Genomic DNA, 22,115 nt, shown 5'->3' on the forward strand with positions numbered 1-22,115 from the left:
GAGCTGGAGGATAGCGGGCAGGGGGTGTGCCGGCTTGTATGTTCTTGCGCTCGCCGGATGGGCGATGCCGGCGGTATCGCGATGGCGGGTCGGACGCTGCGCGTCAGCTCGCCTGCCAGCGCCCGGGCGGCACGCCGAACATGCGTTTGAAATGCCGTGTGAAGTGGCTTTGGTCGACGAAGCCGCTGGCTGCCGCGACGTCGGCGACGGGCACGCCCGCGCGCAGCGGCGCGAGCGCGCGCTGCAAGCGCAACTGGTTGCGCCACGCATGCGGCGGCATGCCGGTCGTGCGGGTGAACAGGCGCGCCGCGTGGAACGGTGACAGGCCGGCCGCCTGCGCGACTTCGTCGAGCGTCACCGTGCACACGAGGTCGGCAGCGAGACGCTCGCGCATCGCGTCGACGCGCGGTTCGTCCGCTGCGAGCGGCGCCGGTCGCGGCAGTGCGTCGGCATGGCGCACGATCAGCGTCGACAACGCGTCGAGCATCGCCGTTTCGGCGGCGAGCGGATCGTAGATGCGCGGTGCGCCGCTCGCCGGATCATGAGCCGGCTGCCGGTGCGTCTGCAAGGGCAATGCGCGCTCGCTGCCGGCCTCCATCATCCGGTGCGCCAGCGTGAGCCGGGCCGCAAGATCGGCGTCGCGAATCACGTCGGGCGCAAACCACGGGGCATCCTGGGGGCGGCCGGCGATCGAACAGGTGAGTTCGCGAATGAATTCGACCGGCATGTAGCTGACGCGATAGCACCAGCCTTCATCGGCCGCGCGTGACCCCGTATGCACCTCGCCGGGATTGATGACGGGCACGGAGCCGGTTTCGGCGACATAGCCGCTGCCGCGATACGTGTAGCGTTCCGCACCTTCGAGAATCACGGGGATCGTGTACGCGTCGTGCCAGTGGGGTGCGAAGGTGTGATCGCGATAGGTGGCCGTGAGGAGATCCGCGTCCGGCAGCAGCGGCGTGCGCCAGTAGCGTGCGGAGTCGGGAAGGCGGGTGGCGGACATGATCGGGCGCGGAAGCGGTCGAATCGACAGTGTATCGCTCGCGCGCCCGGCAGGCGCGGGCTTTACTTGACCGGAATCGTCGTGCCGGCCGGCATCGGTACCGCAGTGACGGCGTTCTTCGGGCTGCCGCTGACGATGCGGTCGCTGTAGGTCAGGTAGACGATCGTGTTGCGCTTGACGTCGACCACGCGCACGACGTGCAGGGTCTTGAAGATGAACGACATGCGCTCGCTGAACACGTCGGTCTGCTGCTTGAGCGGCTCCTTGAAGCTGATCGGGCCGACCTGCCGGCATGCGATCGACGCTTCGCTCGGATCCTCGGCGACGCCGAGCGTGCCCTTGATTCCGCCGGTGCGGGCGCGCGACACGTAGCAGGTCACGCCGTTCACGATCGGATCGTCATACGCCTCGACGACCACGCGATCGGAGCCCGTGACGCGGAAATGGGTGTTGACGCTGCCGACTTCCTCCGCGTGCGCGAGCGGTGCCGCGGCGAATGCGGAAAGCAGGAGGGCGAAGAGGGCTGAGCGGAGGAGGCGGTGCTTCATCGACGGAACCGGATGCGAATGCGGGACAGAGACTCTAGCATGCGCGCGACCGGGCGATGAAAGCGGAATGGTGGACCGGAAAAACAAAAGGCCCGTCGAATGACGGGCCTTTTGCTATTTGGCTCCCCGACCTGGGCTCGAACCAGGGACCTACGGATTAACAGTCCGGCGCTCTACCGACTGAGCTATCGGGGAATAAATCGGTACATCTGCATGCTTGTTTGTCTACCAGCAAAAAGCCCGTCCACTTTCAACGGGCCTTTGCGCTTTTGGCTCCCCGACCTGGGCTCGAACCAGGGACCTACGGATTAACAGTCCGGCGCTCTACCGACTGAGCTATCGGGGAACAAACAACAACAGCAGAGAAACGAGATTATATGGAGCGTTGATCAGGTCGTCAACACTTTTGAGCCGCGGCGCACAAAAAAATTTCTGCGGCCGCTGCGCGATCAGCGCTCGAGCAGGTGCAGCTTGTCCTGCACGTCCTTCCACTCGTCCGCGTCGGCCGGTGCCGGCTTGGTCTTCGTGATCGACGGCCAGTCCTTCGCCAGCTCGGCGTTCAGCGCGGTGAACTGCTGCTGGTCGCCCGGAACGTCTTCTTCGGCATAGATCGCATTGGTCGGGCACTCGGCGACGCACACGGCGCAGTCGATGCACTCGTCCGGATCGATGGCGAGAAAGTTGGGACCTTCACGGAAGCAATCCACCGGGCACACATCCACGCAGTCCGTGTATTTGCACTTGATGCAGCCTTCGGTCACAACGTGAGTCATTAAAACGCTCCTGCTTGGCGGTATATATGGGGTGGCGGTTGCGCCAAAACCGGCATTGTAACTGAAGCGCAAAACCCGCATGGCGTGGTCGGCTATCCGGCTTATATCGTTTCGTGATTAGTTTATGGGGGCCTCGCAGGGGGCGCTGAAGGGGCGCGCCAGCGGCAGTGCGTGTCGCGCGTACGCCGGAACGGGCGGTGCGTCCGGAGCGGGGCGGCAGGCGGTTTCACGATGGTCCGGCCCGCATTCGGGTAACATGACCCACAGACCGGGCGGCGCGCGGTGCGCCGGCGCCGGTCACGATATTGGCGCTGCCGTCATCATGATCATCACTTCGCTGCTCGACACGGATCTCTACAAGTTCACGATGATGCAGGTCGTCCTGCATCACTTCCCCGCTGCAAGCGTCGAATACCGTTTCCGGTGCCGCACGCCGGGCGTCGATCTCGTGCCGTACATCGACGAGATTCGCGACGAGGTGCGCGGCCTGTGCTCGCTGCGCTTTTCCGACGTCGAACTCGACTACCTGCGGCGGATGCGCTTCATCAAGAGCGACTTCGTCGACTTCCTCGCGCTGTTCCACCTGAACGAGAAGTACATCTCGATCACGCCGTCGCCGAAGGGCAATGGCGAGATCGACGTCGTAATCGAGGGGCCGTGGCTGCACACGATCCTGTTCGAGATCCCGGTGCTCGCGATCGTCAACGAAGTGTATTTCCGCAATACCCAGCGCGAGCCCGACTATCGCGAAGGCCGCGAGCGGCTGCGCGAGAAGATCAAGCTGCTCGGCGCGAAGCCCGAATTCGCCGACTGCAAGATCGCCGACTACGGCACGCGCCGGCGCTTCTCGAAGGTCTGGCACGAGGAGGTCGCGCTTACGCTGCGCGACGGCCTCGGCCCGCAGTTCGCGGGCACCAGCAACGTGCTGTATGCGATGAAGCACGGCATCACGCCGCTCGGCACGATGGCGCACGAGTACCTGCAGGCCTGCCAGGCGCTCGGCCCGCGGCTGCGCGATTCGCAGATCTACGGCTTCGAGATGTGGGCGAAGGAATACCGCGGCGACCTCGGGATCGCGCTGTCGGACGTCTACGGGATGGATGCATTCCTGAACGACTTCGACATGTATTTCTGCAAGCTGTTCGACGGCGCGCGTCACGATTCGGGCGATCCGTTCGAATGGGGCGAGCGGATGCTGCGCCATTACGAGACGAACCGTTGCGACCCGCGGACCAAGGTGCTCGTGTTCTCGGACGCACTCGACATCCCGAGGGTCATGCAGTTGTACGAACGGTTCCGTGGCCGCTGCAAGCTTGCGTTCGGCGTCGGCACGAACCTCACCAACGATCTCGGCTACGTGCCGCTGCAGATCGTGATCAAGATGGTCCGCTGCAACGGCCAGCCGGTCGCGAAGCTGTCGGATTCGCCGGGCAAGAGCATGTGCGACGACAAGGCGTATCTCGCGTACCTGCGCCAGGTGTTTGGCATCGCGCAGCCGGTCGAGGAAGACGCGTCGAAGTAAGCGCCGGCCGAACGGCCAAAGCTGCGTGGCGGCGGGGGCGGCCGGTATAATCCGACGGTATCGCCCGCCAACGTCACGAGGACCGTTCATGGACACTTCCGCTGCCCGTCGCCAGATCCTCGCGCGCATTCGCGCGGCGCAGGGGCGTGCGGCCGAACCCGATGCGGCCGAGCGCGACGGTGTTTCCGACTATCTCGCCCGTCATCCGGAGGGCCCGCGTCCGCCGGCGCCGGCCGATCTCGTCGCTGCATTCGTCGACGAAGCGGTACGCCTGTCGACGACGATCGACGAAGTCGCGACGCTTGCCGACGTACCGGCCGCCGCGGCTCGTTACCTTTCCGCTCACGGCTTGCCGACGCAGGCTATCGCGTGGCGCACGCTGGCCGATTTCGACTGGGCGGGTGCGGGCCTGTCGGTCGAATGCCGCAAGCCGCGCGACGGCGATCTGGTTGGCCTCACCGGCTGCTTTTGCGCGACTGCCGAAACGGGCTCGCTGGTGCTGCTGTCCGGCCCCGACACCTATGCGTCGGCCGGCCTGCTGCCGGAAACGCACATCGCGATCGTTCCCGCGTCGCGGATCGTCGCCGGTCATGAAGACGCCTTTGCGCTGATCCGCTCTGAGCGCGGCGAATTGCCGCGCGCGGTCAACTTCGTATCGGGCCCGTCGCGCACGGGCGATATCGAGCAGACCATCGTACTGGGCGCGCACGGTCCGTACCGCGTACACGTGATCGTCGTACGGGGCGCATGACGCGCCTGCTGCATCCACTACCACTCGAACAAGGAAGTTCTGCATGAAACGACATGCCGCCTGGGCGGGCATGGCGTCGGGGATCGCGCTTGGCGCCGTCCCCGCGCTTGCATCGGCCGCAACGCTCGACGGTGCCACGCTGTCCGCTCTCTGGGGCATCCCGTTCGCCGGGATCCTGCTGTCCATCGCGCTGTTCCCGCTCGTCGCCCCCGTGTTCTGGCATCACCACTTCGGCAAGATCGCGGCCGGGTGGGCGGTCGTGTTCCTGATCCCGTTCGCGTTCGCATTCGGCGCCGGCACCGCGTTCGGCACGCTCGTGCATGCGCTGCTCGAGGAATACATTCCGTTCATCGTGCTGCTCACCGCGCTTTATACGGTCGCGGGCGGTATCTGCGTGAACGGCAACCTGCACGGCACGCCGAAGCTGAACACCGCGATCCTCGCGCTCGGCACGCTGCTCGCGAGCGTGATGGGCACGACGGGCGCCGCGATGCTGCTGATCCGGCCGCTGCTGCGCGCCAACGACAACCGCAAGCATGTTGTGCACGTCGTGATCTTCTTCATCTTCCTCGTCGCGAACGCGGGCGGCTCGCTGTCGCCGCTCGGCGATCCGCCGCTGTTTCTCGGTTTCCTGAATGGCGTGAGCTTCTTCTGGACGACCACCCATCTCGCGCTGCCGATGCTGTTCATCTGCGTTGTGCTGCTGACGCTGTTCTTCGCGCTCGATACGTACTCCTACCGGAAGGGCGGCGAGGAGCGGCCGGCCGTGCTCGACCCGACGCCCGACAGCGAGCGGCTGTCGATCGACGGCAAGATCAATTTCGTGCTGCTCGCGGCCGTGATCGGCCTGGTGCTGATGAGCGGCATCTGGAAGCCGGGCATCGCGTTCGACGTATGGGGCACGCACGTCGCGTTGCAGAATCTCGTGCGTGACGTCGCGCTCGTGGGCGTGACGCTCGCGTCGCTTGCGCTGACGCCGCGTTCCGCGCGCGAGGGCAACGCGTTCAACTGGGCACCGATCGAGGAAGTCGCGAAGCTGTTCGCGGGGATCTTCGTGACGATCGCGCCGGTGATCGTGATCCTGCGTGCCGGCGCCGACGGCGCATTCGCGCAGATCGTCCATCTCGTCACGGGGCCGGACGGCAAGCCGATCGACGCGATGTACTTCTGGGCGACCGGCATCCTGTCGTCGTTCCTCGACAATGCGCCGACCTATCTCGTGTTCTTCAACCTCGCGGGCGGCGATGCGCAGTCGCTGATGACGACCGGCGCGTCGACGCTCGCCGCGATCTCCGCGGGCGCGGTGTTCATGGGCGCGAACAGCTATATCGGCAACGCGCCGAACTTCATGGTGAAGGCGATCGCCGAATCGCGCGGCGTGAAGATGCCGAGCTTCTTCGCGTATCTCGGCTGGGCGCTGGTCGTGCTGATACCGGTATTCCTGCTCACGTCGTGGATCTTCTTCACGGCGTAAGCTGACGATTTTCAACCTAGAGCGGGTGGTTCCAGTGGCGCACGGCGCGCTGCGATCCGCCCGCGGCATGCGGAGATGGCGATGCAGAAGATCCTGGTCGCGCGTCCGATCTTTCCGGACGTGATCGAGCGGCTCAAGCAATATTTCGACGTCGACTGGAACAACGGCGACGCACTCGCTCCCGACGCGCTTGCCGCGCGTCTGGCCGACAAGGACGGCGCGCTGACGGCCGGCGATCCGGTCGGCGCGGCCGAGCTCGCGGCAGCGCCGCGCCTGCGCGTCGTGGCGAACATGGCGGTCGGCTACAACAATTTCGACATGGCCGCGTTTAACGCGGCGAACGTGCTCGGCACCAACACGCCCGACGTGCTGAACGAGTCGACCGCCGATTTCGGCTGGGCGCTGATGATGGCCGCGGCCCGCCGGATCGCCGAGTCCGAGCACTGGCTGCGCGCCGGCCATTGGCAGAAGTGGGCGTACGACGGTTTCCTCGGCAACGACATCTACGGCTCGACGCTCGGCGTCATCGGGATGGGGCGCATCGGCCAGGCGCTCGCGCGCCGCGCGCGCGGCTTCGGGATGCAGGTGATCTATCACAACCGGTCGCGGGTCGCGCCCGAGATCGAGGCCGAGCTGAATGCCGAATACGTGTCGAAGGACGCGCTGCTCGCCCGCGCCGATCACGTCGTGCTCGTGCTGCCGTACACGAAGGAGAACCATCACACGATCGGCGCGGCCGAGCTCGCGAAGATGAAGCCCACCGCGACGCTGACCAACATCGCGCGCGGCGGGATCGTCGACGACGCGGCGCTGGCCGTCGCGCTGCGCAACGGGACGATCGCCGCGGCCGGCCTCGACGTGTACGAAGGCGAGCCGACGGTCCATCCGGCGCTGCTCGAGGTGCCGAACGTCGTGCTGACGCCGCATATCGCGAGCGCGACCGAAAAGACGCGCCGCGCGATGGCGAACCTCGCCGCCGACAACCTGATCGCCGCGCTGGGCGAGGGGCCGCGCGCGGGGCAGCCGCCGAATCCGATCAACCCTGACGTGATCGGGAAGCCGCGCGCATGACGATGACGTTGTTGCTTGCGGCGGTCGTCGTGCTGGCCGTCGCGCTTGCGGTGGCGATCGTCGCGCTCGTGCGTGGCGGTGGCCGCCACGACGATGCGGCGATACTGGGCGACCAGATCGAGGACGCCGCGCATGCGCAGGCGCGCGCGGTCGAGCGGCTCGAACGCGAATTGCGCGGCGAGATCGTCGAGAACGCGCGCGGTTCGCGCACCGAGCTGGCCGGCAGCTTCGCGCAGCTCCAGCAGACGCTCGCCGCGCAACTGACAAGCGTGGCCACTGTGCAGAACAACCAGATCGAGGGTTTTGCACAGCAGCTCGGCAAGCTCGTCGCCGGCAATGCGCAGCAGTTTGACGCGATGCGCGAAAGCGTGCAGCGCCAGGCGCAGCAGGCGCGCGAGGAGCAGACGGGCGCGCTCAGGCTGTTCGGCGACACGTTGAACCGGCAGCTCACGCAACTGACCGAAGCGAACGACCGCCGGATCGGCGAGGTGCGCGCGACGCTCGAACAGCGGCTGAAGGAAATCGAGACGAACAACGCGGCGAAGCTCGAGGAGATGCGCCGCACCGTCGACGAGAAGCTGCATGCGACGCTCGAGCAGCGGCTCGGCGAATCGTTCAAGCTCGTGTCGGACCGGCTCGAACAGGTGCATCGCGGGCTCGGCGAGATGCAGACGCTCGCGGCGGGTGTTGGCGACCTGAAGAAGGTGCTGACCAACGTGAAGACGCGTGGCACCTGGGGCGAAGTGCAGCTCGAGGCGCTGCTCGAACAGATACTGACGCCCGAGCAGTACGCGAAGAACGTCGCGACGGTGCCGAAGAGCAGCGAGCGCGTCGAGTTTGCGATCCGGCTGCCGGGGCGCGAAGCCGGCACGCGCGACGCGCCGCCCGTGTGGCTGCCGATCGATGCGAAATTCCCGCGTGAAGACTACGAGCGGCTGATCGACGCGCAGGAGCGTGCCGATGCGGTGGCGGTCGAGGACGCGGCCCGCGCGCTCGAAGCACGCGTGCGGCTGGAGGCGCGCACGATCGCCGAGAAGTACGTCGCGCCGCCGCACACGACCGATTTCGCGCTGCTGTTCCTGCCGACCGAAGGGCTCTATGCGGAGATCCTGCGTCGCCCGGGGCTGACCGACCTGCTGCAGCGCGACTATCGCGTGACGGTCGCCGGCCCGACGACGCTCACCGCACTGTTGAACAGCCTGCAGATGGGTTTCCGCACGCTCGCGATCGAGCAACGGTCGAGCGAGGTGTGGCAGGTGCTCGGGGCGGTGAAGACGGAGTTCGGCAAGTTCGGCGACGTGCTCGCGCGCACGAAGTCGCAGCTCGAAACGGTCACGCGCTCGATCGAGGCCGCCGAGCAGCGCACGCGCGTGATGAACCGCAAGCTGAAGCAGGTCGAGGCGCTGCCGGGCGATACGGCGGCAGGGCTGCTCGGTGCGGAAGGGGCCGACGGTGCCGATTCGGACGACGTATGACGCACATGGCCGACATCGGCCGGAAAGCAAAAACGGGCGCCGCGGCGCCCGTTTTCTTTTGACGCGATGGCCGGCGTGGCCGGCTCGCGGTCAATGCCCGGCGAGCGTGTCCAGTGCGTCGCCCGTGACGCGAACGATGCGCCAGTCGGGCAGCACGGTTGCGCCCATCTTTTCGTAGAAATCGATCGCCGGCTGGTTCCAGTCGAGGACCGACCATTCGAAGCGCCCGCAACGGCGCTCGACGGCCAAGGCTGCGAGGTGACGCAGCATCGCGGTGCCGAGACCCGTGCCGCGCTGCGACGGCTGCACGTACAAGTCCTCGAGATAGAGGCCGCGACGGCCGAGGAACGTCGAATAATTGTGGAAGAACAGCGCATACGCGACGATCGCGCCGTCGTGCTCGGCCACCCTTGCCTCGGCGGCAGGCTGCTCGCCGAACAGCGCGTCGGCGAGATCGGCCTCGGTCGCGACGAACAGGTGCGTGAGCTTCTCGAACTCGGCCAGCTCGCGCATCAGCGCAAGAATCGCGCCGACGTCGCGTGCTTGGGCCGCGCGGATCAGCGGTGTGCCGCTCACGCTTCTTCCGGCGGGTCGGACAGCACGATCTCGATGCCGCCGAAGCGCGATGCGACCCAGTTGTACGCGTGGCATGCGATCCAGAGCAGCACGAAGCCGAGGATGGCGTTCAGCAGCAGCGCGCTCAGGATCGTGCTCAGTTCGACCATCCCGTAGCGGACGTACGCGACGAGAATGCCGAGCAGCACGATCGGCACGCTGAACGTCAGGTAGACGAGGATCAGCGCTTTTGCGGTCTGCCCCGCGGCGATCGATGAAATTTGTTTCTTCATGTGCGGATTGCCCCCGTAGAAATATACCGATAGTGTGGAATTCAGATCAGGCCGTCGAGCGGCAGGATGTCGACCGGGGTGCCCGCGTCGACTGCCGCGGTATCGTGGCCCAGGACGATGAAACAGTTGGCGGCCGAGAGGCCGCTCAGCGACGCGGAACTCTGCGAGCCGGCCGGTGCGACGTGCCAGCGGCCGTCGGCGGCGCGCGTCGCGATGCCGCGCAGGTAGTCGGTGCGGCCCGGGCGCTTCTTCAGCGCTTGCGTGCTGAGTGCCGTATGCATCGCCGGCGGCTGGGCCTGCGCGCCGGCCAGCGTCAGCAGTGCGGGGCGCACGATCGCGTAGAACGTCACGGCAGACGCGACCGGGTTGCCGGGCAGCCCGAAGAACAGTGCGTGACCGGCGCCTTTGGCCGCGCGCGCGAGCGTGCCGCACGCGAGCGGCCGGCCGGGACGCAGCGCGAGGCTGGCGAACGTTACGTCGCCGAGCCGTGCCATGACGTCGCGCGTGAAGTCGGCTTCGCCGACCGATACGCCGCCCGACGTGATCACCGCGTCGGCTTGCGCGGCGACCGCGCCGCGCAATGCGGCTTCGAGCGCGGCCGGGTCGTCACGGACGATCCCGAGATCGACTGCGTCGACATGCAGCCTTTCGAGCATCGCGATCAGCATCCCGCGGTTGCTGTCGTACAGTGCGCCGGGGCCGAGCGGCTCGCCGGGCTCGCGCAGTTCGTCGCCGGTGGAGAACACGGCGACGCGCACGCGCCGGCGCACCGAAACCTCGGTAACACCGAACGACGCGAGCAGGCCGAGATCGGACGGCCGCAGGATGCGGCCTGCGGCAAGCGCGCACGCGCCGCGCGCGAGATCCTCGCCGGCCTTGCGGCAGTTCGCGCCGCGCGCGAAGTCGTGCGCGGCGAAGTGGATCGTGTCGCCGTCGACGCGCACGCGTTCCTGCGGAATCACCGTGTCGCAGCCGGCCGGCATCGGCGCGCCCGTCATGATGCGCACGCATGATCCGGCCGCCACGGCGCCGTCGAACGGATGGCCCGCGAGCGCGGAGCCGGCGACCGTCAGCGCGATCTCCGCTTGCTGCGATGCGTGCGAGCCGGTGCGCCCGTCGAACGCATAGCCATCCATCGCCGAGTTGTCGTACGCGGGAATGTCGAACGGGGCGTTCACGTCGGACGCGAGCACGCGGTCGAGCGCATCGCGCAGCGTCACCGTGTCACACGCGTCGACCGGCATCGCGAAGCGGCACGCGAGCGCCTGCGCTTCGGCGAGCGACAGCGGGGCATCGGAATCGGGTGCGGATCGGGGGGCGGGCGAGGATTGCGTGATCATCAGTCGGACTGCGCCGCAAGGCGTATCGGGTTCGTGGCCGGTGGCGCGAGGAGGGTGCCTGGGCGCGGGTTTCGCGTGCGGCGGGCGGGAACCGCACGGGTGCCGTCAGCGGCGGGCCAGTGCGGCGAGTTCCTGCCAGGAGTTGGCATTGTAAAACGCACGCTCGTCGTGAAACTCGACTTCGACCGTCTTGTGGCGTGCGTACCACGCACGCACCTTGCGGTCGCCGGCGGCGAGCCGGGCGGCGAGATCGTCGGCCAGCGACGTGCGCAGCAGCGCGAACGTCGGCTGCGGCGAGCGCACGTGTTGTGCGTCGACGGTCACCGCCATGGCGATGTCGGCCTGCTGCGCGTCGAGCGCCGCCTGCAGCCGTGCGACGAGGTCGGCCGGCAGATAGGGCGTATCGCATGGCGAGCACGCCACGAGCGGCGCGCGTGCCGCCCGCATGCCGGCGAGCAGGCCCGCGAGCGGGCCGGGGAAATCGGGGGTTTCGTCCGCGACGATGCGCGCGTCGAATGGCGCACCGAGTTCGGCATAGCGATCGGCATGGCGATTCGCGCTGATCAGCGTCTCGTCGACCTGCGGCGAGAGCCGGCGCAGCACGTGCAACGCGAGCGGCGTGTCGTCGAGCAACTGCAGGCCCTTGTCGACGCCGTCCATGCGTGTGGCACGCCCGCCTGCGAGCAGCAGGCCGGCGATCGAGGGAGAGGCGGAAGCGGGCATGGTAGGAGCGCGGGAAGGGCAGCGTGCGTCAGCCGCCGATATACGACATCTCGACCCGCTTGCCGGCGCCGTCGGGCGCGGCGTCGGCCGACGCGCTGCCGCGCAGCTGCGAATAACGGTCGGTGCGGGCCTGCCAGATGCGGGCGATCGCGGTCGCGATCTCGGCGTCGCTCGCACCGCCGCGCACGAGTGCGCGCAGGTCGTGGCCGGTCGACGCGAACAGGCACAGGTACAGCTTGCCTTCGGTCGACAGCCGCGCGCGCGTGCAGTCGCCGCAGAAGGCCTGCGTGACGCTCGAAATCACGCCGATCTCGCCGCCGCCGTCCGCATAGCCCCAGCGCTGCGCGGTTTCTGCCGCCGTGTGCGGATCGAGCGGCACGAGCGGGAAGTGCTCGGCGATCCGTGCGATGACGTCGGCCGATGGCAGCACCTCGGTCATGTTCCAGCCGTTCGATGTACCGACGTCCATGTATTCGATGAAGCGCAGGATCACGCCGGTACCGCGGAAACGCTCGGCCATCGGCAGGATTTCGCTGTCGTTGGTGCCGCGCTTCACGACCATGTTGACCTTGACCGGCGCGAGGCCCACGGCCTGGGCCGCGAAGATGCCGTCGAGCACGTCGGCGCTCGCGAACTCGGCATCGTTCATGCGCTTGAACAACGTATCGTCGAGCGCGTCGAGGCTGACCGTCACGCGCGTGAGCCCGGCGTCCTTCAGCGCGCGCGCCTTGCGTGCGAGCAGTGAACCGTTGGTCGTGAGCGTCAGGTCGAGCGGGCGGCCGTCATGCGTAGTCAGGCGGGCGAGGCGCTCGATCAGGAATTCGAGATTTTTGCGCAGCAGCGGCTCGCCGCCCGTGATGCGGATTTTCTCGACGCCATGTGCGACAAAGAGTCGCGCTACGCGTTCGATTTCCTCGTGCGTGAGCAGCGCGCTGTGCGGCAGGAACGGGTAGTCCTTGTCGAAGACGGCGCGCGGCATGCAGTACACGCAGCGGAAGTTGCAGCGATCCGTCACCGAAATGCGCAGGTCGCGCAGCGGCCTGGCGAACGTGTCGGCCAGCGTGCCGTCCGGGGCGTGCGCGACGCCGGAGACGTCCGGCATCCCGCTGACGTCGGCGAGGGGAATGATGCGTCGGGACATGTTGAAAGAAGTGCGAACCAGACCTCTATTTTAGCCGCAAGCGGCGGGTCGGTCCGGTGGGCGGAAACCCGCAGCGCGGACATGAAAAAGCCCGCCGGAGGCGGGCTTTTCCTGGCCGGACGATGCGTCGATCAGTGATGCGTCGTTTCGACCTGCTGCATCGGGGCCGTATCGACCGGCGGCAGCGCCTTGCGTTCGCGCGGCACGCGAGCCGGACGCGGGAGGCGCGACGCGGCTTCCTGCGCAGCGGCGAACTTGCTTGCGTCCGTGTTCACCCAGACGAGACCGGCCTGCTCCAGCACGGTATCCAGGCTCGCCGAAGCGGGCTCGGCTGCCGGTTGGGCGGGGGCCGGAGCCGGTGCCGGAGCCGGTGCCGGTGCGGCGGCGGCCTCGACCGGCGCCGCTTCGACATGGGCCGGCTCCGCAGCCACCGGAGCGGCTTCGGTCGTCACGGCGGGCGCGGCCTGCTCGACGGATGCCTGCTGCGGCGCCGCGACGGCGACAGGTGCTGCCGGCACTTCGAACGCGTCGGTCGGCGAAACCGCGACCGGAGCCGGACCGGCTTCCGTATCGACGGCCGGTGCGACCGGTGCCGGTTCTGCCGCCTGGACGACCACTGCTGCTTCGACCGGCGCTGCTTCGACGTGTACCGGTGCCGGCTGCGGCTCGACAGCGGTCGGTGCTGCCGGTTCGGCGTGGCGTTCGACCACGGCTTCGGTGACGACGGCGCTTGCCGCGGCGGCTGCCACGACGACTGCCGGTGCGGCCGTGTGGGCCGGTTCGGCAGCAGCCGGTGCTTCCGGCGTCACTGCTTGCACCGTCACTTCGCCTTCTGCGCCTTGCTCGGCGTGGTCGACGACTGAGCCGTCTTCCTCGCGCTCGCGACGACCGCCGCGGCGGCCGCGACGGCGACGGCGACGTTCCTCGCCATCACGCGCGCCGGCTTCCGCATCGGCTGCCAGCTCGGCGCCGGGCAGGGCTTCTGCGACGGCCTTGTCGGCTTCCGGTTCCGGATGGGTTTCGCCACGGGTGACGGTTTCCAGCGTTGCCGCATGCTGGGTCGGCTTGCGGCGCTCGCCGCGTTCGCGACGTTCCTGGCGCTCGCCACGACCCGCTGCTTCGACGCCTTCCGGCTGCTCGACACGCTCGCGCGGTTCACGCGGTTCACGCGGTTCGCGGCTCTCACGCGGTTCGCGCGGCTCACGGCTTTCACGCGGCTCGCGGCCTTCGCGCGGGCTACGGCCCTCGCGACCTTCGCGGTTCTCGCGACCTTCACGCGGTTCACGACCCTCGCGCGGTTCGCGGCCTTCACGCGGCTCACGAGCCTCACGCGGTTCGCGCACTTCCTTGCCTTCGCGCTCCTGGCGTTGCGGCTGGCCACGGCCGGCCGCGACCTGGTCGCGGCCGCCTTGCGCCTGCTGGGCGCCGCCGCGACGGTTGCGGTTGCGATCGCCGCCGCGTTCGCCGCGTTGCTCGGACTTCTCGGTGCGTTCGCCGCGAGCCGGACGGGCTGCCTGCTCCTTCGCCGGGGCCGGAGCGACCGGTGCGGGTGCGGGCGCCGGCGATACGCCGAACAGACCTTTCAGCCAGCCGATGAAGCCGCCGCTGGCCTGCGCGACTGGCGCGGGCGCTGCAACCGGTTCGACCGGGCGTTGCGGTGCCGGGCTCGGGGCCGGACGCTCGGGCGTGATGCCCTTGACCGCGGCTTCCTGCTTCGGCTTCACTTCCGCCGCGCGCTTGCTGTAGCCGGTTTCCGACTCGAGTTCGCGGGCGGCTTCCTCGGCCATCTTCCAGGACGCGCGCGGATCGTCGAGACGGGCGTCGTCGTGGCGCAGGCGCTCGAGCTTGTAGTGCGGCGTATCGAGGTGCTTGTTCGGGATCAGCACGATGCCGACCTTGAAGCGCGACTCGATCTTGTTGATTTCCTGACGCTTTTCGTTGAGCAGGAAGGCGGTCACCTCGACCGGCACCTGGCAGTGGATCGCCGCGGTGTTTTCCTTCATCGCTTCTTCCTGAATGATCCGCAGGACCTGCAGCGCGGACGATTCGGTATCGCGGATGTGACCGGTGCCGTTACAACGCGGGCAGGTCACGTGGCTGCCTTCCGACAGGGCCGGACGCAGGCGCTGGCGCGACAGTTCCATCAGGCCGAAACGGGAGATCTTGCCCATCTGGACGCGCGCGCGGTCATGCTTGAGCGCGTCTTTCAGGCGCTGCTCGACTTCGCGCTGGCTCTTCGCCGATTCCATGTCGATGAAATCGATCACGATCAGGCCGCCCAGGTCGCGCAGGCGGAGCTGGCGGGCGACTTCGTCGGCCGCTTCGAGGTTCGTGCGGGTCGCCGTTTCCTCGATGTCCGCGCCCTTGGTCGCACGCGCCGAGTTCACGTCGATCGCGACGAGCGCTTCGGTGTGGTCGATCACGATCGCGCCGCCCGACGGCAGCGGCACCGTGCGCGAGTACGCGGTCTCGATCTGGTGTTCGATCTGGAAGCGGGAGAACAGCGGCACGTCGTCGTGGTAGCGCTTCACCTTCGCGACGTTGTCCGGCATCACGATGTCCATGAATGCGCGGGCCTGATCGTGGATTTCGTTCGTGTCGATCAGGATTTCGCCGATATCGGGCTGGAAATAGTCCCGGATCGCGCGGATCACGAGGCTCGATTCCAGATAGATCAGCATCGGCTGGCCGGGGTTGCCGCTTTGCGACGCCGCTTCGATCGCGCGCCACAGTTGCAGCAGGTAGTTCAGGTCCCACTGCAGTTCCTCGGCGCTGCGGCCGATGCCTGCGGTACGGGCGATCATGCTCATGCCGTCCGGGATCTGCAGTTGCGCCATCGTTTCGCGCAGTTCCTGACGCTCGTCGCCTTCGATCCGGCGCGACACGCCACCGCCGCGCGGATTGTTCGGCATCAGCACCAGATAGCGGCCGGCGAGCGAGATGAACGTGGTGAGGGCAGCGCCCTTGTTGCCGCGCTCTTCCTTCTCGACCTGGACGATCAGCTCCTGGCCTTCGCGCAGCGCATCCTGAATGCGCGCGGAGCGCATGTCGATGCCGTCCTTGAAGTACTGGCGGGCGACTTCCTTGAACGGCAGGAAGCCGTGGCGGTCTTCGCCGTAGTTGACGAAGCACGCTTCGAGCGACGGCTCGATGCGGGTAATGACACCTTTGTAGATATTGCCTTTGCGCTGTTCGCGCCCGGCGGTTTCGATGTCGATGTCGATGAGCTTTTGCCCATCGACGATGGCGACGCGCAGCTCCTCCTGCTGCGTCGCATTGAACAGCATGCGTTTCATGAACGACTCCAGGCGGCTCTGCTGGCGGCGCCTCGCGGTTGTCAGTCGCGAGGGCGGGAACGACGGCAGGCCGCGCCTTGTTGTGTTGTCACGAGCACGCTGGAGCGGGAACGATGGCGGGGAGAATTGCCTGAAGAGGCGCTTGGGCCCGAAAGACGGGGCCGGCGGCCATAGGGCACCTGCGAACACGGCTTCAAAGCACGGCGTCCACACACCGCACGCTGTCAAAGCGCGCTAAGCCTGAGGCCGGGCACTGCCGCGGGGCGCGTCGTCGTGCGACGCGCGTGCCAACGGGCGGCAGATGCTGCGGCTCGGGCCGCAGCGGGGAGTATCGAATCCAGCCCGACTTTCCCGCCTGGGGTGTACTTCCCTGGTTTGACGTCGCCAGGCCCCGCACGCTTCGCGGGGCCAAATCGGGCGCAACGCCGTAATTTTCGCAACCGGCAGCCTGCGCGGACGCACTTCGCGCCGTCGGGCTGCCGATCAAATTCTTTTCAACCAACTTTCCGTTACCGCGGCGCCTTGCCGACCGAATCCGCCTGTGGGCGCGATCCTTGCCGACGGGCGGCGCCGTGCGTGCAACTTGCTGCTTCTCTTTAATTAGGGGCGAGCAGCAGACCCCCGGCGCAAGTAAAATAACGGTTTGCGCTTGCGCCTTGCCCGGTTGGTCCGGGCCGGCCGGTGAGGCCGCCCGCAACGTCTGGCTGGGCAAAATTATATTCAGTATGAACGAGTTAGGCAAAATATCCCAGAATTCGGTCGCAAGCGGCCAGGTATCGATGATCGAGATCGACGAAAACTCGGCCGGTCAGCGTATCGACAACTTCCTGTTGCGCGTCTGTAAAGGCGTGCCGAAAAGCCATATTTACCGGATCCTGCGCAGCGGCGAAGTGCGCGTGAACAAGGGCCGGGTCGATGCGCAGTACCGGCTCGCGTTCGGCGACATCGTCCGCGTGCCGCCCGTGCGCGTGGCCGCCGCCGACCTCGCGCGTGCCGAAGCCACCATCGTGCCGCCCGCGCACTTCGACGTGCTGTTCGAGGACGACGCGATGCTCGTCATCAACAAGCCGGCCGGGGTTGCGGTCCACGGCGGCAGCGGCGTCGCGTTCGGCGTGATCGAGCAGATGCGCCAGGCGCGCCCGCGCGCGAAATTCCTCGAACTCGTGCACCGGCTCGACCGCGAGACGTCCGGGATCCTGATGCTCGCGAAGAAGCGCACGGCGCTGGTGGGCCTGCACGAACAGATTCGCGAGAACAAGATGGACAAGCGCTACTTCGCGTGCGTCCACGGTGAATGGCAGTCCGACTGGGGGCGTCGCCGCGCGGTGAAGGCGCCGCTGTTCAAGTATTCGACCCCGGAAGGGGAGCGCCGCGTGCGGGTGCAGGACGACGGGCTGCCGTCGCACACGGTGTTCAACCTCGTCGACCTTTGGCCCGAGTACGCGCTCCTCGAAGCGGAACTCAAAACGGGTCGGACCCATCAGATCCGTGTGCACCTCGCGCATCTCGGCCTGCCGATCGCCGGCGACGCCAAGTATGGCGATTTCGCATTGAACAAGGCGCTGGCGCGCGCGAATGCGCAGCCGTCGTTGAAACGGATGTTCCTGCATGCGTACCGGCTGCGCCTCGCCCACCCGCTGACCGGCGAGGCGCTGCAGTTCGATGCGCCGCTGCCGGACGAATGCCGGCGCTTCCTCGATCAACTCAGCGCACTGCGCGATACCGCCTGAACCGCATGGCTCGACAGCAATTTGACCTGATCGTCTTCGACTGGGACGGCACGCTGATGGATTCGACTGCGCACATCGCGCACAGCATCCAGGCCGCATGCCGCGATCTCGGCCTGCCCACGCCGTCCGACGAGGCGTCACGCTACGTGATCGGCCTCGGCCTGCGCGATGCGCTGCAGATTACGGCTCCGACCCTTGATCCGTCCGACTATTCGCGGCTCGCCGAGCGCTACCGCTATCACTATCTGCTCGATGACCAGCGCATCGAGTTGTTTGCCGGCGTGCGGGAACTGCTCGCCGAGCTGCGCGACACGGGCTATCTGCTCGCGGTTGCAACCGGCAAGGGGCGAGTCGGGTTGAATCGCGTGCTCGACCAGTCGAAGCTGACGAGCCTGTTCGATGCGACGCGCTGCGCCGACGAGACCTTCTCGAAACCGCATCCGGCGATGCTGCACGAACTGACCCGCGAATTGGGGCAGGACCTGTCGCGCACCGTGATGATCGGCGACACGACGCACGACCTGCAGATGGCCGCGAGTGCCGGGGCCGCCGGCGTCGGCGTCGCGTACGGCGCGCACACGGCCGACGCACTGGCTGCGCTCGCGCCGCGCTTCGTCGCGCCGGACGTCGGCGCGCTGGCCGCGTGGCTGCGGGAGCACGCATGAGCGCGGCGCCGGACGCCGTGCGCGTGTGCGCATCGGATGCCCTGGCCGACGGCGGCGCCGGCGTGCGCGTCGACGCGACGCTGCGCGGCGAGCAGGCCGTCGTGTTCTTCGTGCGCTACGAGGGCCAGGCATACGGCTACCTGAATCGCTGCGCGCATGTGCCGATGGAGCTCGACTGGGCCGAAGGGCAGTTCTTCGAATCGTCGGGCCTCTACCTGATGTGCGCGACGCATGGCGCGATCTACGAGCCGAACACCGGCAAGTGCGTCGGCGGCCCGTGCCGGGGTGGCCGCCTGCGGCCGGTCGAGGTCGACGAGCGCGACACGTCCGACGGGCGTGCGGTATTCTGGGTGCCCGACGCCGACCTGCGTCCCGCCGTTCCCGCTACGACCGACTAACGACAACCCTGCATGGCCGACCAACCGAATTCCCCGGATTCCTCCTCCCGTCCCGACAGCCGTGAACCGAACTGGGAGCGCGCGGCGCTCGAGCGGATCGCGCTCGCGGCCGTCAAGGAGCAGCGCGCGGCGCGGCGCTGGAAGATCTTCTTCCGCTTCGCGTTCCTCGCCGTATTCGTGCTGTTCGCGTTCGCGCTGATCGATTTCTCGAGCGATTCGAAGTTTTCGTCGAGCGGGCGGCATACGGCGCTCGTGACGATCGACGGCGAGATCGCGGCTGGCGTCAACGCAAACGCCGATGACATCAATACCGCGCTCGACGCCGCGTTCGACGACGACGGCACGGTCGGTGTCGTGCTGCGGATCAACAGCCCGGGCGGCAGCCCGGTGCAGGCCGGGATGGTCTACGACGAGATCCGCCGGCTGCGCGCGAAGCATCCGGACAAGCCGCTGTACGTCGTCGTGACCGACATGTGCGCATCGGGCGGCTATTACATCGCGTCCGCGGCCGACAAGATCTTCGTCGACAAGGCGAGCATCGTCGGGTCGATCGGCGTGCTGATGGACGGGTTCGGCTTTACCGGGCTGATGGGCAAGCTCGGTGTCGATCGGCGCCTGCATACGTCGGGTGAAAACAAGGGCTTCTACGACCCGTTCTCTCCGGAAACGCCGAAGATGGACGCGCATGCGCAGGCATTGCTCGACCAGGTGCACGCGCAGTTCATCAAGGCCGTGAAGGATGGCCGCGGCAAGCGGCTGCACGAGACGCCCGACATGTTCTCGGGCCTGTTCTGGACCGGCGAGAAGAGCGTCGAGCTCGGGCTTGCGGACGGCTACGGCACGACCGACACGGTCGCGCGCGACGTGCTGAAGGCGCCGGATCTCGTCGACTATACGGTGAAGGAAAGCCTGACGAACCGCGTCGCGCGCAAGTTCGGCGCGGCGGTCGGCGGCGCCGCGATGAAGGCGCTGACGGCCGGCGGTGCGTCGGTCAGCCTGCGCTGACCGGAGGCGGGCGGGCCGCGATGGCCCGCCGTTCAGGGGGCGGTTCGCCTGCCGCGTTCAGTTCGCCAGCAGCAGGAAGATCGCAGGGCGCTTGTGCAGATTCGGTGCAGGCGCCTTTTTCCAGTCCGCGACGGTACGGCTCGCGATCGTCTCGGTCGAGAGGGTCAGGTCGGCCGCGACGCAGATCTGCGTCGACGGCGCGCAGGTCGCGACGAGCGTGTCGAGCATCGCCTGATTCCGGTACGGCGTTTCGATGAAGATCTGCGTCTGGCGCGCCTTGCGTGACAGTTGCTCGAGTTCGCGCAGGCGTTTCGCGCGCGCGGCCGCGTCGACCGGCAGGTAGCCGTTGAACGCGAAGCTCTGGCCGTTCAGGCCCGATGCCATCAGTGCGAGCAGGATCGAACTCGGCCCGACGAGCGGCACCACCTTCACGCCGCGCTCGTGCGCGCGGCGCACCAGCAAGGCACCGGGGTCGGCGACGGCCGGGCAGCCGGCTTCGGACACGAGGCCGGCGTCCGCACCGGCCAGCACGGGTGCGAGCAGCCGGTCGATGGCGCCGGCCGGCGTGTTGACGTTCAGTTCGCTGATCTCGATTTCCTGGATCGGGCGCGTCGTGCCGATCTTCTTCAGAAAGGCGCGCGTCGTCTTCGCGTTCTCGCCGATGTAATAGCCGAGCGTGCCGGCGCGCGCCTGCACGGCCGCGGGCAGGACGGCCGCGAGCATCGACTCGTCGCCTTCGCCGAGCGTGTTCGGGACGAGGTAAAGCGTGCCGGCGGTCATGCGCGGTCTCCACGGGTGATTGCAAACAACGGATAGTCGGCGGCGCGCAGCATGCGCGTGAGCGCGATCAGCGGCAGGCCGACGAGCGCGGTCGGATCGTTCGAGTCGATCGCGTCGAGCAGCGCGATGCCGAGCCCTTCGGACTTCGCGCTGCCGGCGACGTCGTACGGCGTTTCGGCACGCAGGTACGCGTCGAGTTCGGCCTCGGGCAGCGAGCGGAAGCGCACGTGCGTGACGACGTCCTCGACCTGTGCTTCGCCCGTCCGGCTGTCGTACAGGCAGAGCGCGCTGTGGAATTCGACTTCGCGGCCCTGCATCGACACGAGTTGTGCGAGCGCACGCTCGTGGGTGCCGGGCTTGCCGATCTGGAGCCCGTCGAAGGTCGCGACCTGGTCCGACCCGATCACGAGCACGCCGTCCGGCGCGTCGATGGTGGCGGCGACGGCGCGCGCTTTCGCGCCGGCGAGCCGCAGGGCGGTCGCGGCCGGCGTTTCGCCGTCGTGCGGAGTTTCGTCGAGGTCGGGCGACACGACGTCGAAGGGGAGGCCGAGGCGCTCGAGGAGCGCGCGGCGGTAGCGTGAACTGGAGGCAAGAATCAGCCGCGGCGGGCGGCAAACGGTATCCGGCATGGTCGGTTGGATCGGTGAGTCGTCGGGTGTTGTGTGGCGTTGCGCGGACGCAAGCTTAAGTGATTGACCGCAAAAGGTAAAACAGGTATGCTTTCCCGCTTTTCGTCGGCAGGCTTCCGTTGTGGTGGCGCCTGCCGGGTCTTCGGAAGTAAAGTACGTCATCCGTGGATGAGCCGTACGCGAGCGGTACCAAGCCGGATTCGCAAGTCAGCCTGTAGGCAGGAGCGCATATGAACACTTCTTCTGGCAAACCGGCTGCGGCGCTTGATCCGCATGCAATCGACCTGTTCGAGTTCGCCCGCAGCGGGCGGCAGGCAGCCGGTGCGGTGCGCCTCTCGCAACTGCCGCGCATGTTAAACGAAGTGCCCGCGGACGCGCCAGATCGCGACACGGTCTTCACATGGCAGGCGGAAGGGTTCACCCAGAAGGAATTGCAGGACGACGGCGCCGACGGGCAGCAGCCGTATCTGCGCCTTGCGGTGCACGGCCATGCGTGGCTCACGTGCCAGCGCTGCATGAGCCCGTACGACCAGACGTTCGACGTCGATATGACGTACCGGGTCGTCGCGACCGAAGAAGAAGCTGAAGAATTTCCGCTCGACGACGATGAAGCCGATGTGATCGTGGGCTCACGCCAGTTCGATCTCGTCGACTTGATCGAAGAGGAATTGCTGCTTTCGTTGCCGCTCGTGCCCAAGCACGAGGTTTGCCCGGCAGTTCACGAAAGCCTCGTGTCGGGTGCGAGCGGTCCCGCGGAAGAGTCGGACGAAGAGTCCGGTGAAGCCGGGGACGAAGGCAAACGGCCGAATCCGTTCGCAGCGCTGGAAGCGCTGAAGAAGGACGGTGACGGCACCAAGAAACACTAAGCAGTTGTGGCGCGGGAAGGCGTAAAGGCTTTGGGCCAGGGTAGTTAAGCGCCGGATCGGGCTGTGTTAGAATCCGG

Annotated in this window: 21 protein-coding genes and 2 tRNA genes; 10 read left to right on the forward strand and 13 right to left on the reverse strand. The window is 67.4% G+C overall.

Annotated features, from left to right (window positions below):
- Positions 1–103: 103 nt before the first annotated feature.
- The 5 genes from CFB50_RS05595 to fdxA form a co-directional block, all read right to left on the reverse strand.
- Positions 104–1,003: an AraC family transcriptional regulator gene (locus tag CFB50_RS05595; protein ID WP_089445189.1), complete on the reverse strand. Its 900-nt coding sequence runs from the start codon at positions 1,001–1,003 to the stop codon at positions 104–106.
- Positions 1,004–1,065: 62 nt separating this feature from the next.
- Positions 1,066–1,551, reverse strand: a complete 486-nt coding sequence (locus CFB50_RS05600) for a CreA family protein (RefSeq protein ID WP_089445190.1) — start codon at positions 1,549–1,551, stop codon at positions 1,066–1,068.
- Between the two features lie 119 nt (positions 1,552–1,670).
- Positions 1,671–1,746, reverse strand: a tRNA-Asn gene (locus CFB50_RS05605).
- A 75-nt stretch (positions 1,747–1,821) separates the two neighbouring features.
- Positions 1,822–1,897: transfer RNA gene (locus CFB50_RS05610), tRNA-Asn, on the reverse strand.
- Positions 1,898–2,000: 103 nt separating this feature from the next.
- Positions 2,001–2,324, reverse strand: coding sequence for a ferredoxin FdxA (gene fdxA / locus CFB50_RS05615; RefSeq protein ID WP_011351384.1), 324 nt, complete (start codon positions 2,322–2,324; stop codon positions 2,001–2,003).
- Positions 2,325–2,646: 322 nt separating this feature from the next.
- Here fdxA and pncB point away from each other — a divergent pair, with 322 nt between their 5' ends.
- The 5 genes from pncB (at position 2,647) to rmuC (ending at position 8,617) form a co-directional block, all read left to right on the forward strand.
- Positions 2,647–3,846 carry a nicotinate phosphoribosyltransferase gene (gene pncB, locus CFB50_RS05625; protein ID WP_089445191.1) on the forward strand — a complete coding sequence of 400 codons (1,200 nt, stop codon included), beginning with the start codon at positions 2,647–2,649 and terminating at the stop codon, positions 3,844–3,846.
- 88 nt (positions 3,847–3,934) lie between these two features.
- Positions 3,935–4,597, forward strand: coding sequence for a LutC/YkgG family protein (locus tag CFB50_RS05630; RefSeq protein ID WP_089445192.1), 663 nt, complete (start codon positions 3,935–3,937; stop codon positions 4,595–4,597).
- A 43-nt stretch (positions 4,598–4,640) separates the two neighbouring features.
- Complete coding sequence (locus CFB50_RS05635) at positions 4,641–6,071, forward strand: sodium:proton antiporter (RefSeq protein WP_089445193.1); 1,431 nt, start codon at positions 4,641–4,643, stop codon at positions 6,069–6,071.
- Positions 6,072–6,152: 81 nt separating this feature from the next.
- Positions 6,153–7,142, forward strand: coding sequence for a 2-hydroxyacid dehydrogenase (locus tag CFB50_RS05640; RefSeq protein WP_069249244.1), 990 nt, complete (start codon positions 6,153–6,155; stop codon positions 7,140–7,142).
- Positions 7,139–8,617 (forward strand): DNA recombination protein RmuC, encoded by a 1,479-nt coding sequence (rmuC, locus tag CFB50_RS05645; RefSeq protein ID WP_089445194.1) that lies wholly within the window; start codon positions 7,139–7,141, stop codon positions 8,615–8,617. The genes CFB50_RS05640 and rmuC overlap by 4 nt, the downstream gene beginning before the upstream one ends.
- A 90-nt stretch (positions 8,618–8,707) precedes the next feature.
- On the opposite strand, the gene CFB50_RS05650 is transcribed toward rmuC, so the two are convergent.
- The 6 genes from CFB50_RS05650 to CFB50_RS05675 all read right to left on the reverse strand — a co-directional run bounded on the left by CFB50_RS05650 (position 8,708) and on the right by CFB50_RS05675 (position 15,965).
- Positions 8,708–9,193 (reverse strand): GNAT family N-acetyltransferase, encoded by a 486-nt coding sequence (locus tag CFB50_RS05650; RefSeq protein WP_089445195.1) that lies wholly within the window; start codon positions 9,191–9,193, stop codon positions 8,708–8,710.
- On the reverse strand, positions 9,190–9,465 hold the full coding sequence (locus CFB50_RS05655; protein ID WP_006401288.1) for a hypothetical protein: 276 nt from the start codon (positions 9,463–9,465) through the stop codon (positions 9,190–9,192). Before CFB50_RS05655 ends, CFB50_RS05650 begins: the two co-directional genes overlap by 4 nt.
- A 41-nt stretch (positions 9,466–9,506) precedes the next feature.
- Positions 9,507–10,805 (reverse strand): molybdopterin molybdotransferase MoeA, encoded by a 1,299-nt coding sequence (gene moeA, locus CFB50_RS05660; protein WP_089445196.1) that lies wholly within the window; start codon positions 10,803–10,805, stop codon positions 9,507–9,509.
- A 105-nt stretch (positions 10,806–10,910) separates the two neighbouring features.
- A complete protein-coding gene (gene mobA / locus CFB50_RS05665) occupies positions 10,911–11,528 on the reverse strand; it encodes a molybdenum cofactor guanylyltransferase MobA (RefSeq protein WP_089445197.1) in 618 nt (205 codons plus the stop codon).
- A 28-nt stretch (positions 11,529–11,556) separates the two neighbouring features.
- Positions 11,557–12,669: a GTP 3',8-cyclase MoaA gene (gene moaA, locus CFB50_RS05670; protein WP_069247470.1), complete on the reverse strand. Its 1,113-nt coding sequence runs from the start codon at positions 12,667–12,669 to the stop codon at positions 11,557–11,559.
- Positions 12,670–12,800: 131 nt separating this feature from the next.
- The gene (locus tag CFB50_RS05675; RefSeq protein ID WP_089445198.1) at positions 12,801–15,965 is read right to left on the reverse strand and encodes an Rne/Rng family ribonuclease; all 3,165 of its coding nucleotides are present in this window, start codon (positions 15,963–15,965) and stop codon (positions 12,801–12,803) included.
- A gap of 725 nt (positions 15,966–16,690) precedes the next feature.
- On the opposite strand from CFB50_RS05675, the gene CFB50_RS05680 reads away from it, so the two are divergent.
- Genes CFB50_RS05680 through CFB50_RS05695 form a run of 4 tightly spaced genes read left to right on the forward strand, consistent with a single transcriptional unit; the run spans position 16,691 to position 19,763 of the window.
- Positions 16,691–17,695, forward strand: coding sequence for an RluA family pseudouridine synthase (locus tag CFB50_RS05680; protein WP_039348433.1), 1,005 nt, complete (start codon positions 16,691–16,693; stop codon positions 17,693–17,695).
- 5 nt (positions 17,696–17,700) lie between these two features.
- Positions 17,701–18,360: an HAD-IA family hydrolase gene (locus CFB50_RS05685; RefSeq protein WP_089445199.1), complete on the forward strand. Its 660-nt coding sequence runs from the start codon at positions 17,701–17,703 to the stop codon at positions 18,358–18,360.
- Entirely contained in the window at positions 18,357–18,758 is a 402-nt protein-coding gene (locus CFB50_RS05690; protein WP_043181955.1) for a Rieske (2Fe-2S) protein, read from the forward strand. Before CFB50_RS05685 ends, CFB50_RS05690 begins: the two co-directional genes overlap by 4 nt.
- Before the next feature lie 12 nt (positions 18,759–18,770).
- Positions 18,771–19,763: a S49 family peptidase gene (locus CFB50_RS05695; protein ID WP_089445200.1), complete on the forward strand. Its 993-nt coding sequence runs from the start codon at positions 18,771–18,773 to the stop codon at positions 19,761–19,763.
- Between the two features lie 57 nt (positions 19,764–19,820).
- On the opposite strand, the gene CFB50_RS05700 is transcribed toward CFB50_RS05695, so the two are convergent.
- Positions 19,821–20,543 (reverse strand): SAM-dependent methyltransferase, encoded by a 723-nt coding sequence (locus CFB50_RS05700; RefSeq protein ID WP_089445201.1) that lies wholly within the window; start codon positions 20,541–20,543, stop codon positions 19,821–19,823.
- Positions 20,540–21,172: a Maf-like protein gene (locus CFB50_RS05705; RefSeq protein WP_089445202.1), complete on the reverse strand. Its 633-nt coding sequence runs from the start codon at positions 21,170–21,172 to the stop codon at positions 20,540–20,542. The genes CFB50_RS05700 and CFB50_RS05705 overlap by 4 nt, the downstream gene beginning before the upstream one ends.
- 230 nt (positions 21,173–21,402) lie before the next feature.
- Here CFB50_RS05705 and CFB50_RS05710 point away from each other — a divergent pair, with 230 nt between their 5' ends.
- Positions 21,403–22,038: a YceD family protein gene (locus tag CFB50_RS05710; protein WP_089445203.1), complete on the forward strand. Its 636-nt coding sequence runs from the start codon at positions 21,403–21,405 to the stop codon at positions 22,036–22,038.
- Positions 22,039–22,115 lie beyond the last annotated feature (77 nt).

Origin of the sequence: Burkholderia sp. AU33423, from assembly GCF_002223135.1 — a bacterium.
Lineage (GTDB): Bacteria > Pseudomonadota > Gammaproteobacteria > Burkholderiales > Burkholderiaceae > Burkholderia > Burkholderia lata_D.